Annotated in this window: 9 protein-coding genes and 1 tRNA gene; 5 read left to right on the top strand and 5 right to left on the bottom strand. The window is 55.2% G+C overall.

Annotated elements, in window-relative coordinates; all coding sequences use genetic code 11:
* Positions 1 to 30: 30 nt before the first annotated feature.
* From LAB08_RS13140 to LAB08_RS13155, 4 genes are read left to right on the top strand one after another with little or no spacing between them, the layout of a single operon-like run.
* Complete coding sequence (locus tag LAB08_RS13140; RefSeq protein ID WP_197706298.1) at positions 31 to 465, top strand: hypothetical protein; 435 nt, start codon at positions 31 to 33, stop codon at positions 463 to 465.
* Positions 466 to 504: 39 nt separating this feature from the next.
* Complete coding sequence (locus LAB08_RS13145; protein ID WP_096511793.1) at positions 505 to 2,406, top strand: hypothetical protein; 1,902 nt, start codon at positions 505 to 507, stop codon at positions 2,404 to 2,406.
* Positions 2,403 to 3,230: a hypothetical protein gene (locus LAB08_RS13150; RefSeq protein ID WP_096511792.1), complete on the top strand. Its 828-nt coding sequence runs from the start codon at positions 2,403 to 2,405 to the stop codon at positions 3,228 to 3,230. Before LAB08_RS13145 ends, LAB08_RS13150 begins: the two co-directional genes overlap by 4 nt.
* A 4-nt stretch (positions 3,231 to 3,234) precedes the next feature.
* The gene (locus LAB08_RS13155) at positions 3,235 to 3,987 is read left to right on the top strand and encodes a DUF6339 family protein (protein ID WP_096511791.1); all 753 of its coding nucleotides are present in this window, start codon (positions 3,235 to 3,237) and stop codon (positions 3,985 to 3,987) included.
* Between the two features lie 99 nt (positions 3,988 to 4,086).
* Here LAB08_RS13155 and LAB08_RS13160 read toward each other — a convergent pair whose 3' ends face one another.
* From LAB08_RS13160 to LAB08_RS13175, 4 genes are all read right to left on the bottom strand, one after another.
* Positions 4,087 to 5,088: a hypothetical protein gene (locus LAB08_RS13160; RefSeq protein WP_096511790.1), complete on the bottom strand. Its 1,002-nt coding sequence runs from the start codon at positions 5,086 to 5,088 to the stop codon at positions 4,087 to 4,089.
* Between the two features lie 399 nt (positions 5,089 to 5,487).
* Positions 5,488 to 6,981, bottom strand: coding sequence for a DUF3336 domain-containing protein (locus tag LAB08_RS13165; protein ID WP_096511789.1), 1,494 nt, complete (start codon positions 6,979 to 6,981; stop codon positions 5,488 to 5,490).
* Entirely contained in the window at positions 6,978 to 8,486 is a 1,509-nt protein-coding gene (locus LAB08_RS13170; protein ID WP_096511788.1) for a wax ester/triacylglycerol synthase family O-acyltransferase, read from the bottom strand. Before LAB08_RS13170 ends, LAB08_RS13165 begins: the two co-directional genes overlap by 4 nt.
* A 449-nt stretch (positions 8,487 to 8,935) precedes the next feature.
* Positions 8,936 to 13,081, bottom strand: a complete 4,146-nt coding sequence (locus tag LAB08_RS13175; protein WP_096511787.1) for a CheR family methyltransferase — start codon at positions 13,079 to 13,081, stop codon at positions 8,936 to 8,938.
* Between the two features lie 447 nt (positions 13,082 to 13,528).
* Here LAB08_RS13175 and LAB08_RS13180 point away from each other — a divergent pair.
* Positions 13,529 to 13,615, top strand: a tRNA-Leu gene (locus LAB08_RS13180).
* Between the two features lie 134 nt (positions 13,616 to 13,749).
* On the opposite strand, the gene LAB08_RS13185 is transcribed toward LAB08_RS13180, so the two are convergent.
* On the bottom strand, positions 13,750 to 14,016 hold the full coding sequence (locus tag LAB08_RS13185) for a DUF1652 domain-containing protein (protein WP_096511786.1): 267 nt from the start codon (positions 14,014 to 14,016) through the stop codon (positions 13,750 to 13,752).
* Positions 14,017 to 14,900: the final 884 nt, after the last annotated feature.

Consider the following 14,900-nt stretch of genomic DNA (forward strand, 5'->3'; position numbering starts at 1 on the left):
GCCGGTTAGATCTGTTGTTGGGAGGTGACTGTGGAACGAGGGGCTCGATTCAGTGCCCACTACGCAGGTAGCGCCCGCGGCGGCATCATCCCGTCCTCGCCGTCTTTTGCCCTCTGGCATCCTGGATGCGAATGGTGGCACCTTGCCTTTGCAAAAAATCTTGGCTATCTTCAAAATATATCCAGAATATCTCAGAAATATTTCTTTGATATTTGTGTTGCTCTTGGGAATTTTGAGGGGCCTATGGAAGAGAAACGCGAAAAATTTGTGCGGCTTGCCGAGCAGCGCGTAAACCGTGCGCTCAACGATATCCGATTGATTGGAAACCTTTCCAATCGTAGCGCTTACAGTTTCACCGACGACGACGTGAAGAAAATGTTCAGGGCGCTACAGAAGGAGCTGGACCAAGCAAAGTCCCGCTTCAGCGATGCAGAGAACGCATCAGGTGGTGATTTCAAGCTGTAAGTCACCTCGTACCTCACAAACCTTCGGGGTATTGCAAAAATGACCGCTCCAAAGCTTGAATTCCTTAAGAACGAAGCCGGTGAGGAAGAGGGGCTTTCCGATGCTGGCATCGAAACCTTTCGCGACGATCCATACGCAAGCTGCGCGAGAGAAGCAGGCCAAAACTCTCGAGATGCAGGCCTTAATAATGGTTCGCCAGTCCGCATGACGTTCGATCTGATCGTGGGAGATCGCGAAGACGTCCCCTTCCATGAATCGCTTGCGGGAGCGTTGGATTGTTGCCGCAGCCAGGCTCACGCGGAGAAGGAGAAGGAATTCTTCAAAAACGCATGCGCAGTGATTTCCCAAGCGAAATTGCCAATTCTGAGAATCTCGGACTTCAATACCAAGGGTCTGGTAGGTCCTCCGGAGAAGAGCGGAACGGTGTTTCATTCATTGCTGAAATCATCTGGCGTCAGCAAGAAGGACAGCGAAACCTCGGGTGGATCTTACGGAATCGGGAAGAACGCAAATTTTGCAGTTTCTGATCTGCAGACAGTGATGTATTCGACAGTCTATGCCGAGGAGTCGGGTGAACAGGCTTTCGCCGCTCAAGGTAAGGTGAAGCTGGTATCTCATATGGATGAGAACGGAGTACATCGTCGGTCGACGGGATACTGGGGCTTCCCGGATGGCTTCCGTGCAATTACTACCAAGTCAGTGGTTCCCGAATGGATGAGGCGTTCGGAGATCGGAACCTCAATATTCTGTGCCGGATTTCGTCAGTCAGAAGGCTGGGCGGAGCGAATGACATACTCGCTTGTGTCAAATTTTTTTGTGGCCATTCACAACGAAGATATGGAATTCGAGGTGGATTCGGGAAGAATCAAAATCAACAGTAATACCCTTGAGGGGTTATTGTCCCGTCAGGACATTGAAGAAACCGCCGAGAAGTCGGGCCACTCTTCTGAGCTGGAGTTTGCGTGCCAGTTGCACCGATGCTTGGTTTCCGAGGCCGCGACAGAAGACATACTTGATATCCCTGGGCTGGGAAAGATAAAAGTCCGCATTCTGGCGGAGGTCGGCATGCCGCGAAGAATTGGATTCGTGCGAAACGGCATGCTTATCACCGACAACCTGAAGAACTTTGGCCATTCTTTTACGAGGTTCAATGGCGCAGACTTCATCGCGTTGGTACAGCCCTGTGATGATGCAGCTGGCAAAGTCCTGAAAAAGCTGGAGAACCCTGCGCATAATGCTTTTTCTGCTGAGCGTATATCCGACCCGATAGGGCGTCGCGTCGCTGAAAAAGCGATGCGAAACTTGGGTGATAAATTGCGCGAGATGATTAAGGCATTTACTAGTGCACCGACGGAGGACTCACTGGCGCTGGACGAGTTGGGGAAATATTTCGCCTACAAGGGTAAATCTGATTCGGCGCCTGATCCAACGAGCGAGAGTGATCCTGAAACGTACACATATTCTGCAGCGCGTGTACCGGTAAGAAAGACAGGGGACGCCGGTAGAAATGGCAATGAGGGTGGACAGTCCGGGGGGCACAAGGGCCGGAATAGCGCTAAATCCGGTGGTGGGAGTAGTAATCAGCCGGGGAATAGAGGGGCCGGCGATGCGGGAACCTCGGATAAACGAACCTCTGTCGATTTGTCGGATGTAAGGAACCGCATAATCCTGGATAGCCAAGGTACAGCCAAATCGAGAACTTTGTACTTTAGTTCTCCTGTCACGGGACTCATCGAATTGGTATTGCAAGCAACCGGTGTAAATACCCCGGAGAGCTTGTACCCCGTAAAGGCAGGTGGGGCGTCCATCAAAAACGACAAGATTTTGCTCGATGTAAAAGAGGGAGAGCGAAACTCGCTTTTAGTCGAGTTTGATGAGCCCTATGATGGTCCGATTGAGGTGAACGCTAACAAGGTAGGTAGCGGGGAGGTGGTGGAATGAGGGTCTCTGAGAATACAAGATTTCCGCACCCGGTGCTTGGGCTTGATACTGGCGACTTTGCCCTTGGAGAGTTTAGTGTAGAAATAGAAGTCAAAGAGAATCGTTCCACTGGGGCCGTGACCTTGGAGCATACTGTAACTCTTACTGAGCCGGGAATCATTGCTCTGGTTGAGAGTAATCAGGCGTCGGTTGGATGCATTATTAAGTGCGTCGACACTTTTTTCAGTGATCTCCGGCAAATGGCCTGGTCAACCGGGAGAACAGATTTCTCCCCGGGGCTACTTTTGAACCGAGTTTCGCTTCGTCCCATTGTTTGGTTGAAGACAGATCTGAATGAGTGGGATCCGGGAACCATTCATCATGAGTTCGAACCCCCTGTATCTCTCAATAATGGTGACATTATTGCTGTTGGCGAGGAGCTGATAATCAATGTTGGACAGGCGAAGCTTGCTCCTATTGAAAGCATCTTCGACCTTGTCAAGTCGGAAAATATTCCTGAGGGGATGTTCGAGGTTGATACTACGGGCCACCGTATTGCTCTGTTGGTCAATGAAGAAATGTTTCAGACACTAGCGCAGCTGAGGTTGAAGACAGACGGCCCGGAAATTTTGATGAGCTCAATTTATATGCCAGCGATAATGGAGGTTCTCGACGCTCTTCGAAATGGTGATCAGAGCTACGAGAGTTTGCGTTGGTATCAGCCATTTATTGCGAAGTGTGATTTAAAGGGCGTTAGCATAGAGCCCAATATGTCAATCATAAAGGCTGCACAGATTCTTTTGGAACGTCCAGTGGCTCGCCTTAGTAAGCTGGTGGGAGAATAGTGAAATGACTAGTGCACCTCTTAAATATTTGTCACAAGTTGTGGTTGATGAGCTACGGGAGAACATATCGATAAATCGAGATAGGTACGCCAGCGGGGATTTTTTGGATCTTAGTCAAGAGAACGGTTGGGAAATCGAAAGCGATAAAGTCCAAGTTGACTTAGAGATGCTGGCGGACCTAGATGGCACAGATGGAACGGCCGAGGCAGATATTAGAAGCTCCTTGATTGTTTACAGATCTATGCCAAATATGACGCCGGCATTAGCAAGGGAAGAGCGGGTGTGGGTAAGGCTTGCCCACGTTGAGTGCTTGCAATATAGCCGTGCGCGCTGGGTAAAAAGGGCGGAAGGTGAAAGTCTGGACAAGGTTGTCTTGGACCATTTTTTTGCTGAAGGGCGTACCGGTATTCGTGATGATAATGCTATTTCTAGGTTATGGTGGAATATGCACGTTGCAACGATTGCAGATCCAGATGACCCGGAGGGGGCACTACGTCTAATACTAAAAACTGCCGATATCCGTCAGGCCATCGTTGAACGCCCAAATACTGCGTCACGGCAGCCACTTGCTCGCGCAATAGTTCGTGCTATGCGGTTTAATCCATGGATTACTTCATCTGAAGCTGCATTTCGTGAATTCATGAAGGAAATGAATAGGGATGCTGGTGGTGTTTTGTTTGAGGCTATCCCTGATTCAGATGCAGATAGTGCTCTTTGTGTGTACGCCGCAAAGGCCAGGCAGCATTTGGAAGGTTAGGAATGCTCAGATTGAAACTAGACATATTTTTTAGGAAAGAGGGCTACAATGGATCTGCTCCTCTTTCCTGTTTAGTGCGTCTGGGGCGAGCTGCGAATACTAAGCCTCAGACGGAAGCATTACCTGACGATATTCAAGTGGGATTTTGAGTTTTTCGGTAAGGTATTTTAGGTATTGCTCGTCCTCATTGCTTAGGGCAGTCCGACCCACCGCCACCAACCTAATGGTTTTTTCTGACGGTTTATCCCAGTAATACGCGTACTCGAGCAACTGTCCAATCGCTAACCTCAGGACCCTACGGGTAGAAAGGTCTGACTTAATTTCGAAAAATATTTTCTCGAGATCAGTTGTTACCGTGACATCTACAAAATCCTCCTCAAAGGCGATCTTCGCCCCCGGAAATTCAAACTTCAATTCCTCATGCAGGGCTGCTTGGATCATGCCATGCTCTGGAGAACACTCCCGTCCTGATCCACCACTCCTGAAGTAGCTGTCTTGAATGGGCGGAAGGTCCTGCCCTTTTCTTCGAGGGCGCTCATTGATCGTTTTTGGCAATGACACCTGGTCGGGGAGGTCGATGAGTAGGTAGCGGTTATATTGCTGAATGGGGTGTCCTACCGTCGCGAATGTAGCAGGCGGGTACCATTCAACATCTTCCGGGCGGAAGCGTACATTCAGCACGTAAGGTGCCCATTCACCGTTCCCCAAGCCACTGCGATCCCCTTCAACGTTGTCTATTTCCTCAAGCATTCGGTCATACCAACCAAGTCGCTTGTAGTGATTCAGTGCGGCAATGCCCTGCGCTTCATTCAGAAACTCTATATGACGAATACGGGCAACGAAACGTCGCCCTTGAGGCGTGAGGGTGTAAAGCACGACATCGCCAACACGTTCATCGCGTGCAAGTCGTGATTCCCAGCCTTTGTTCACACCTTGAAGAAAACCATATTGCCAGCCGCCAATTTGCCATTCGAACCGAAACAGCCACTCCTCATGGCCATAGCCATGCTGAGAGTAAAAAGTCTCCGGGGCCTCCGTTGCACTCCCTGAGGGGTACTGCCAATTTGAGTCGTTATGACAGATTCGTGTGATATAGGTCATTACAGTCCTTGTCGTTGAGTTGTGGCTAAAGGCCGCCACTCAGGATGGCAAAAACTGATTACCATTCCAAGCACCGTTCAAGCGCGTGACTGTCGTGCGAAGAAGTAGGAGGGGTTGGATACTGGAACCAAAAAAGCGTTCCGCAACCCAATTTCAGCCTCAACAAAATCGGGGCTCGCAGCTCTTTGAAAATCAGTAGCTTGCGGAACGTGCGTTGTGCTAACCTACTGATCTACTTAGCTTTGTGGGTGGATTGCAAATCCGCCTACGCCGGTTCGATTCCGACCTCGGCCTCCACTATAAACAACCCCGTAGATCGATGATCTACGGGGTTTTTTATTGCCTGTGAAAAAGTGATCGGTTGCACGGCTGCGTATTAACACACCCGCGCACAGGTGATCAGCCATGCCAGCCGCGGCGGGTCAGGATTTGATCCAGGGTTCTGCTGATTGCGGTGCAACTGCGCACCATTTCCATACGCTCCCAAGTCGCCTGCTCACCTTCATGCACCCGTTGTCGCATCTGGGGCAGAGGTAACGGCGACAGCAGTTTGAGCGGGCTGTGCCAGCGTTTGCCGACAAAGATGTTGATATCGGCGGTGTAGTCCTGCACCAGCATGTTGTAACCAAGATGCTGCCAGCGGGCCAGGGTGGGATTGCGGATGCGTAGATGATTCCTGCACAGGCGCAGCAGGTGGGTGGCGATACCTTTGCCCAGGCGAATCTGTTGCTCCACTGCGATTTTAAACAGGCCGGGATGGGCATTGGGGTTAGGTGTGAAAAGCAACGCCGCCGGATTGGCCATGCTGGAAATGAAGTGGTTGACGCCATACAGCCGCCCCAGGCGCTTGGCAGGAAGATCATCAATAAAGGAACCGTCGATCCAGCGTTGTTCCGGCAGGTACGGCACTTGCTGGCCGGCGGCATCCTTTGCTTGCAGGGTGACCGGCGGGAAGATGCCCGTGACGGCACCCGAGGCCTGGATGGCCGAACGGACCAGCACATTGGGCGCGGTAATGGCATTCAACAGGCGTGGAGCCTGCTGCGGCTCCAGCCCGGTCACCGTTATGTTCAGGTGACGCCCGCTGACGGTGTAGGCTTCGGCAAAGGTCAGGTCTGGAATCAGGCGTTGCACGTAGCGGGCGATGTCCTCGGCTTTCAGGACTGACGGCAGGCGCGAGCGTCGCTTCGCTGCGGTATTGTCGAACGTCATGGTCAGCCGTTCGGGTTGCAGCTGATCGAGCAATTCATCGGGGCGGTGCGTGCAGACGATGGCCGCTACCAGCGAGCCGGCACTGGAGCCGGAAATGATTCTTGGCAGCAGGTCCTGTTCAAGGAGCGCCTTGAGCACCCCTACATGGAAGTAGCCGAGCATAGCGCCACCGCTGAGCATCAGTGCCGAACGACCGAAGCAGTGGCTGGCGCGAACGAAGAAGTCCCTGCGTTCCTCCAGCGAAATCACCTCGTCGCCAAGGTCATCAATGGCCTCCAGGGACAGGCAGACTTCTTCGATGTACTGGTGGATCAGATGCTTGGTGCCCATGTGAGCATGGCTGTACAGGGTTGCCTTGCCCATCCCGGCCAGATTGCCATGGATGCCCTCGTTGAGGGTGAACATCAGATGAGTCCAGGCGCCGGTGGTGCGCAGGTCGCGCAGTCGTTCCATCCGTTGGCGCACAGTGCGATAGTCATAGTCATTGCAGACTTCATTTTCGCGCCAATCGTCCATGCCGCTCTGCCGATCCAGTGCGCCGGCGTGTTTGGCCCACTCTTCATAGTTCCGGGCACACTTCATCTTTGCCAGCAATTGAGTGGTGGGTGACTTGGGCCTGAACATGTTGATTTTCTCTATTGCGCCTGGGCGATTGGGCGAGCCGGGGGTGGCGCCGGTCATGGGGAAGGCTCCTCGGTGCCGGGTGTCGCGGCGGGCGCCCGTTTGCGCGGTGACTGCGGACCCGCTTTCGGAGCTGGCGATTGCGCTGACTGGCGCCCCAGGGCCAGGTATTGCTCGGTAGATTGCTGGATGCAGTCGATGTAGACGTCCATGTCGGGCAATACATTGCGATCGCTGACCACGCCAAGAATGAGTTCGCCGTAGAGGCTGGTAATGCCATGGCACAGCGCCATGCCGTCGAATACCGGGGGGATCGGGTACAGCGCCAGTAGTTCGGCGCCGGCAACGTATTTGCGATCGGTACCGCCGGTGGGGCCGGGCACGTTGGTAATCAGGGTGTTTGCCAGGTGGTACTTGCCGGTATAGCGCAGTTGAGTCCCCATCCAGCCGCCGAGCATGCGCATCGGTGCCGGCACCAGGTCACCTGCGCCAACGATCAGTTCATGCACCACTTCCCGCGCCAGCCCGGTGCCTGATCGCGTGCGTTCGAGAATTGCCTGCAATCGCTCGACAGGGTCCTCGATATCGGTGCCGACGCCGATCAGCATGCCGGAGAGCAGGTTGCCGGTCTGGCGCTGGTCCTGATCGGGCGGCATTGCCACCGGGCACAGTGCGACCAGTGATTCGGTGTCCGGCAATGCCTCGCGGCGCTGCAGGTAGAGGCGCAGCCCGCCACCAATGATGGCGATGATGACGTCATTCAGCGTGGCACCCTCGGCGCAGCGGCGTACCTGCTTGAGCTCGCTGATCTTCCATGACAGTCCGCCGAACGTTCGGTGCGGGGACACCTGAGTATTGAACAGTGTCGTGGGAATGCGTTTCTGCGTGGGTCTGTCCTCGCCGCGCATCCTGCGGATCAAACGCAGGCTCGCTTTGCTCATGCCGACACTGGCGCGCAGACTGCGCAAGGGTTGGGTCGCCAGGCGCGGAACGGTCCTGGCCCACATTTGTGCGCGGCTCGGCATGCGCTCGCCAAAGGGCTGACGGTAGGTGTTCTCGTCGAATTCCGGCTGATCACTCATTAACAGGTTGTTGATCTCGATGCCGGCCTTGCCATCGATGTAGGAGTGATGGAAGCGCAGCAGCAGGGCGAAGCTGCCCGGCGGCACGCCTTCGATATTGTTCAGGCCCTCGATAATGGTCAGTTCCCAGGGCGCGCGTTCCATATCCAGAGTGCGCGACATGGCGCGCGCGGTGAAGATGCACAACTGGCGCCAGTCGCCGGGTTGCGGCAGGCCGACGTGGCGGATGTGATACTCCAGGTCGAAACTCTTGTCCTCCACCCAGTACGGGTCGTCCAGTCGAAAGGGTGCATGCTGCAGGCGTCGGCGGAACAGTGACGTGCTGCTCAGCCGGCTGCTGAAATAGCCAATGATGTCTTTGTGCCGAACCAGTCCATTCGGCGCGCTGCGCTGGTCGCAGATCCACAGGCTGCCAATCACCATGGGTTGATGGGGGGCATCGGAATAGAAAAACTGGGCGTCCAGCGGGGTCAGTTGTTTCATGACGTGCTTGCTCCAATGGCGTGATTGCCAACGAAGATGTTGGTGGAACGTCCCTGTATCTCGACAGCGGAGTCGGAGCGCGCGCAGACGGCAGAGCGTTGTGAAACCGCTTGTTTCAGTGCCGCAATCCTGGCTCGCACCCACCCGTTCTGGCGTCCTCAGGACCCGTCGGTTGAGCGATAGGCTCACGTTGATTCTGCTGGCTCAAAGGCGGGGTGATCCCCCTCGGCACGAGGGGGGAATACGAGGGTTGGTTGCAGCTATCGGGGCACCCGGTCTACTGGAAGCGAAACATGAAGTGGACTTGAGCCAAAACGCGCGTTGCTGGCCAGGGGAAAAACATAAAGAAAAAGGCCGATCCGGGATTCGGATCGGCCTTTGTCATGGTTGCCGGACGGTTACTCGAAGATCATCCCCGCGGCCGCGTTGTCGGTAGCTTGCGGGATGAATCAATAAGGCCGAGCGTTACAAGCCTCGTCGATGATGTCGATGAAGTCATCGTGGGAAACCGGCTTGCTCACGTGGTAGTTGAATCCCGATTGCTTGGCTTTTCTCTGGTCATTGCTGTTGGTATAGCCTGTCAGGGCAATGGCGGGGGTGTGTTTCAGCTGGGAGATCTGTCGGATGGCCTGGATGAACTGATGACCATCCATGGCCGGCATCCCGATGTCCGAAATGATCACGTCATAGTTACTGTCCTTCGCCGCCTGCAGGGCTTGCAGTGGGTCGCTGAAGGCTTCGACATGGGCGTCCTCCATTTCCAGCAGCATTTGCAGGACCTCTATGACGTCTCTGGAGTCTTCCACCAGCAGCACTTTCTGACCCACAAGACGTCCCTGTTCCGAAATGACCGGTTGCTCACTGGGCTGCTGCGAGGGCTGGGAAAGCGGTAACCGGATGGTAAAGGTGCAGCCACAACCAATGCCGTCGGACTGTACTTCCACCGAGCCGCCGTGCGCCTCTGCCAGTTGTCGCACCAGCGACAGGCCAATGCCCAGGCCTTCACGCTGATGGCTGGCATGCTGGCTCTCCGCCTGGCTGAAGAGGTCAAATACCTTGTGCAGGCTCTCCTGGTCGAGTCCCACGCCACTGTCGATAACGTCCAGGCGTGCCATGTCGTCGACTCGACGGGCAACCAGATCGACACGGCCATCCTTGGGCGTGAATTTCAGCGCGTTGTTCACCAGGTTCCAGATAATCTGTTCCAGGCGCGTGCTGTCGGCATCCACCACCAGCGGTGGTTCGGGTGGTTGCGGTACGCGCAGCGTGACTTCGCAGGGATGTTGGTCATTGATCACCACGGTGTAGATGTCCTGGAGAATCCGCCCCAGGTCTACCGCCTGTTTTTTCAGCTTGAGTTTGCCGGTGCGCACCCGGGCGACGTCCAGCAGATCGTCGATGATCCGCGCCTGACTGGCGACGGCATCGCAGATGGTGTTCACGGCTTTCATGGCCGGCCCGACGGTTTTGGTGAGGGGCAGGCGTCGCAGCAGTTCGGCATTGAGCTGTATGAGATTGAGCGGGTGCTTGAGTTCGTGGGACATCACCGCAAAGAACTCGTCCTTGAGGTGGCTGCTGGTCTGGGTTTCGGCGAGTTGCTGGCTTTGTTCGTCATGCATGCGCTTGTGACCGGTCAGGTCGCGGGCAATCTTCACGTAGCCCTTGAGGTTCTCTCCCTTGAGCAGCGTGATCTCACCACTGCAATAAAAGCGGCTGCCATCCTTGCGCAGGTGCCAGCGTTCGTCTTCGCCGCGTCCTTGTTCGCGGGCAGCGCGCAACTCTGATTCAGGCGCGCCCGAGGCACGATCTTCGGGTGTGAAGATCAGGTCGTAATAGGTGCCGAGCACTTCCGGCTTGGCGTAACCGAAGATCAGCTCGGCACCGGTGTTCCAGTCGGTGATCACGCCATGTTCATCCAGAAGGATGATGGCAAAATCGTGGGTGCTTTCGGCCACCAGGCGCATGCGCTCTTCGCCCAGGCGCAGTTCATCTTCCGCCGCACGACGCTTGGTGATGTCGATAAAGGTCAGTACCGTGCCGTCGATGTGATCCTCGCTGGATCGATAGGGCAATAGCCGGGCGATGTACCAGCGCTGGTTGTTGCTGCTGACTTCGCGCTCGATCATGTTCAGCGAGTCGAACACAGTCGCCGCGTCCTCGGCCATTTCCGGATAATCGAGGCGATGGGTGATGTCCAGCAACGAGCGCCCGGTATCGACGGGCAACATGCTGAAAATATCCGTGGCCCGCGGGGTGAACCAGCGAATGCGCATGTTGCGATCGACGAACACGGTCGCGATGTCGGTGGAGGCAATCAGGTTGGTGAGGTAGTCGTTGATCTTGTCGGTTTCTTCAACCTTGCTCTTGAGCTCGTAATTGACCGTCAACAGCTCTTCGTTGATCGACTGCAGTTCTTCCTTGCTGGTTTCCAGTTCTTCGGTGGCCGAACGCAGCTCTTCGTTGATGGCCTGCATTTCTTCGTTCGAAGCCTTGAGTTCCTCGCTGGAGACTTCTGACTGCTCGATCGTCTCCTGCAAGTGCAGCTTGGTGCGCTGCAACTCATGCTCGAGATTGACCAACATCTGGTTTTCAGTCTGGTTGGCGACGATTTCCAGCAGGTCTTGAGGGTCGACTCGCCGTTCCTCGAAGATCACCAGCACGTATTCGTTTTCTGTCTGTTCATCCTTGAAGGGGTGCGCGGTCAGGTCGAGCAGATAGTTGTTCTGTTCACGTTCGAAGCGGACTTTACGGGAAGTGACCGGTACGCCTGCCTGATTGGCCTGGAACAGGGTGGTGCGGATTTCCAGGCGCAGGTCCGGATGAGCCAGCGTCAGCAAGTTACGGGAAATTTCACCGGCCACGTACCGCAGGAAACGCCCGGCGCCTTCACTCATGTGCAGGATGTTGGCGTTGTTATCGACAATGATGCTTGGCGGTGCGGCCTTTTCCAGCGCTCGCAGGTGGATATCAGCGAAAGAGACTTTGCGCGCCGACGTCGTTTCTGCCGGGTTGGCGACAACGGTGGTGCGTGCATAGCCACCCCGAGGCATGGCCGGCGCGCGCCGGGCGCTGGTCGATACACTTTTGGCGCGGAAGATACGGTTACGCTTGTCCACCGTGGTAAACAGGTCCAGGCAGCCGTCGGCGGACTCTGATGTCCCCAGAAACAGGTAGCCACCCGGCCTCAAGGCAAAATGGAACATCTGCATGATGTCGCGCTGCACGTCGCGGTCCAGGTAGATCAACAGATTTCTGCAGACGATCAGATCGATCTGCGAGAACGGTGGGTCCAGCAACAGGCTGTGTTTGGCGAACAGCACCCTTTCGCGGATTTCCTTGCGCACGCGGTAGTGCTGATTCTCCCGCGTGAAGTATTGGCGCATGTGCGATGGCGGAACGTCGGTGATGATCGCTTCGGGGTAGACGCCGGCACGACCGTAGGCAATGGCGCGATCGTCGATGTCGGTGGCGAAGACTTGCAACCTGGCCGCACTGGCTTGCAGCGTCAGCTGATCGTTCAACAGGATTGCCAGGCTATAGGCTTCTTCACCCGTCGAGCAGCCGGCGGACCAGACACGAATTTCTTCTCGATGCGGCTGGGTATCCCGCAGCGAACTGATCAGATTCGGAATCACTTCACGTTCCAGCGCTTCGAACGCTTCGCGATCACGAAAGAAATTGGTGACGCCGATCAGCATGTCACCCAGCAATGCCTTGGTTTCTTCCGGGTGGGCTTGCAGGTAGTCGTAGTAAGCAGCCAGGTCCGGTTGCGCGGTCACTTGCAGGCGGCGTTCGATACGGCGCAGCACCGTCGCACGTTTGTAGTGCTTGAAGTCATGGCCAGTGCCCACGCGTAGCTGCTGCAAAATGTCCTGCAACCGTTGTTCGGCTACGGCGGCGTCCCGCTCGGTGGTGGGGGGTGCGACATTGATTTCCGGGTCATTGGCGGTCGGCAGGGTGATGGCTTGCGAGTTGTGCCACAGCTCCAGCAATTTTTGCGGCATCTCCACGACAGGCAGCACGAGATCGACCATCTGCGTGTCGATGGCCGCCCGCGGCATACCGTCGAATTCGGCGTCTTCCGGGGCCTGGACCAGTGTGATGCCGCCTTGCTCCTTGATCCGCGACAGACCCACCGCACCATCGGAGCCAGTGCCCGAGAGCACCACGCAAAAGGCGCGTTCCCTGTGCACATCCGCCAGGTCCCTGAAGAACAGATCAATGGCGATATGCGCACCTGGCGGGCGATTCGAGTGGGTCACGCAAAGATAGCCATCATTCATCGCCAGGTCATGGGCCGGCGAGATGACGTACACCGTGTTTTTTTCAATGCCAATCGTATCGCTCACCTGGCGCACCGGCATTCGGGTGACTTCCTGAATGATCCGGTCCGCGACGCTTTGGTGATCGGGTGACAAATGAAGAATGACGACAAAGGCCATGCCGCTGTCTGCGGGCATTTGTTCAAAAAACGACTTCAACGCTTGCAGTCCGCCAGCGGAGGCGCCAATACCGACCACGGGGAAGGGAAGGGTGCTGGGCGTCAGCTCCTTGTGCTGGGAGGCATTGGGTGAGCGCTTCGCGGAAGACTTCATTCATAAGGCCTTAAATGGCTCCGACAATGGCCTGCCGACGCCAATTCAAACGGGTTCGATGATAGTTACAAGGATAATGCGGTTGGCAATGCATTGCGAAAAATCGCCGCCGCAGATTCCCATGATAGATAAGGATCTGACGTTAACCAGCCTCGCAATTTTCGTTTGAAAACAGGTTCTTGATAAACAATTGAAACACCTTGGTTTCAAAGGTTTATTGGCGTGTCGATTGGGCTGACAAGCGGCTTGAGCAGGTGTGAAGTGGCGTAGCCGGGCACGTGCACCGGGTATCAGGCGGTTCCACCGTAAAAAAGCGTTGTAGGTCCATGATTTACGAAGTTTTTTATTTTCAGGATCTGCAAAATTTAGTCTTGAAAATAGCACCTGCGACCTTGCTTCACCGGGAAGGGATGTATATATTTCCCCCCTCTGATTCACCGCGCTACCGCCCGAATGGCGAAACTGGTAGACGCATGGGACTTAAAATCCCCCGCTCGTAAGGGCGTGCCGGTTCGATTCCGGCTTCGGGCACCATATAAAACAAAGGCTTACGCTTAACGGCGTAGGCCTTTTTTATTGGGCGGTGCCACCAGCCGTGTGCACGTCAACTGAGCAGCAGAGGGTTATGAAACGAGTCCAACGCTTATCCATGGCGTTTCGGCTCGGGCTTACGCCGGATCGCTTCCCGCTGAAACCACTGTGCCCGTCGCTTGGCGCGCCGCCATTTCAGAGCGCAACTCACCAATCAAATTTGCAATGGCGCGGCTGGACGTCAATTGATTGGTCGTGACCGCTGTGACCAGGAGATCGACCCGCCCAGACGTCGGATCGAACACTTTGATCATCAATGAACCGTCCGGATTGACTGAGCAGGTGCAGGAGAGGGGCTGGAAACCGCATTCGATTATGTGACGAAGCTCAAGCGTGGAAATCATGACTCACGTCCTTAGGGCCAAGTGAATGGGCATATTGATTTTAGCTAGGGGTTTGCACGATGGCGTTGCTGGTCAATCCAGCTGCAACTGAATCAGGATCACGGTCGCGGCCAAACCCAATGTAAGGATTCCCATTCCGCAGGTGATTACGAGTAGTAGGGGGTTTTTCCACACGGCTTTAATCTCCAGGGTCGAATTGTTGAGTTCAGGTGCCAGAGCAATAACTGAACCAACATGTGACAGGGCGATGAAACAGCCTGCTACAGCGGAACAGGTGCCGTTTGCCTCAGGAGGATTCCCCGTTATTGGGGAAAAAATGCGTTTCTGACACCGGGGCTGGGTTCCTTACAGCAACTCGCTGCGGCGGTTCATACGGCGACATAGTTGCGCAGCCGTGGGTTTGCCGCTGACGCTTGAGCACGGTCTTGAATAGATTTGTGATGTAACCGCGCCCGCCATTTGGCGTGTTCAGGTCAAATCCTGGCTCGGCCGGTTTGTTTTCTGTGGGTGTGATTATGAGCCTCGGTGGTTAAAGGAAAAGTTGGCTAAGCTCATGGCGGTCAAATCTCAGGGGGGTACAGCCATGACGAGAAAACTGATCTGCCAGAAGTGCAATCAAGACACGTCTGTAGAGCTTTGCTTTGACGATGACATCGACAGCCAGGTATTCAATTGCGAGCACTGTGGTGGGAGGCATGTTGAGGTAGAGACCGGTAAATTGCCGGGCTTCCCTGCCTTGAGCAGGTTCCGATTAGATGAAGATGAGTGATCGTGCCTCGGCCAGCCATCAGGTTTTCTGTGACCTTGGGGCGTCCTACTTCCGCCTCGGATCATTTTGCGACAACTTGACCTTAGCTCTGATGACTACGTCTCGGCACCGTCCC

The sequence above is a fragment of the Pseudomonas izuensis genome (genome assembly GCF_002356535.2).
Lineage (GTDB): Bacteria > Pseudomonadota > Gammaproteobacteria > Pseudomonadales > Pseudomonadaceae > Aquipseudomonas > Aquipseudomonas izuensis.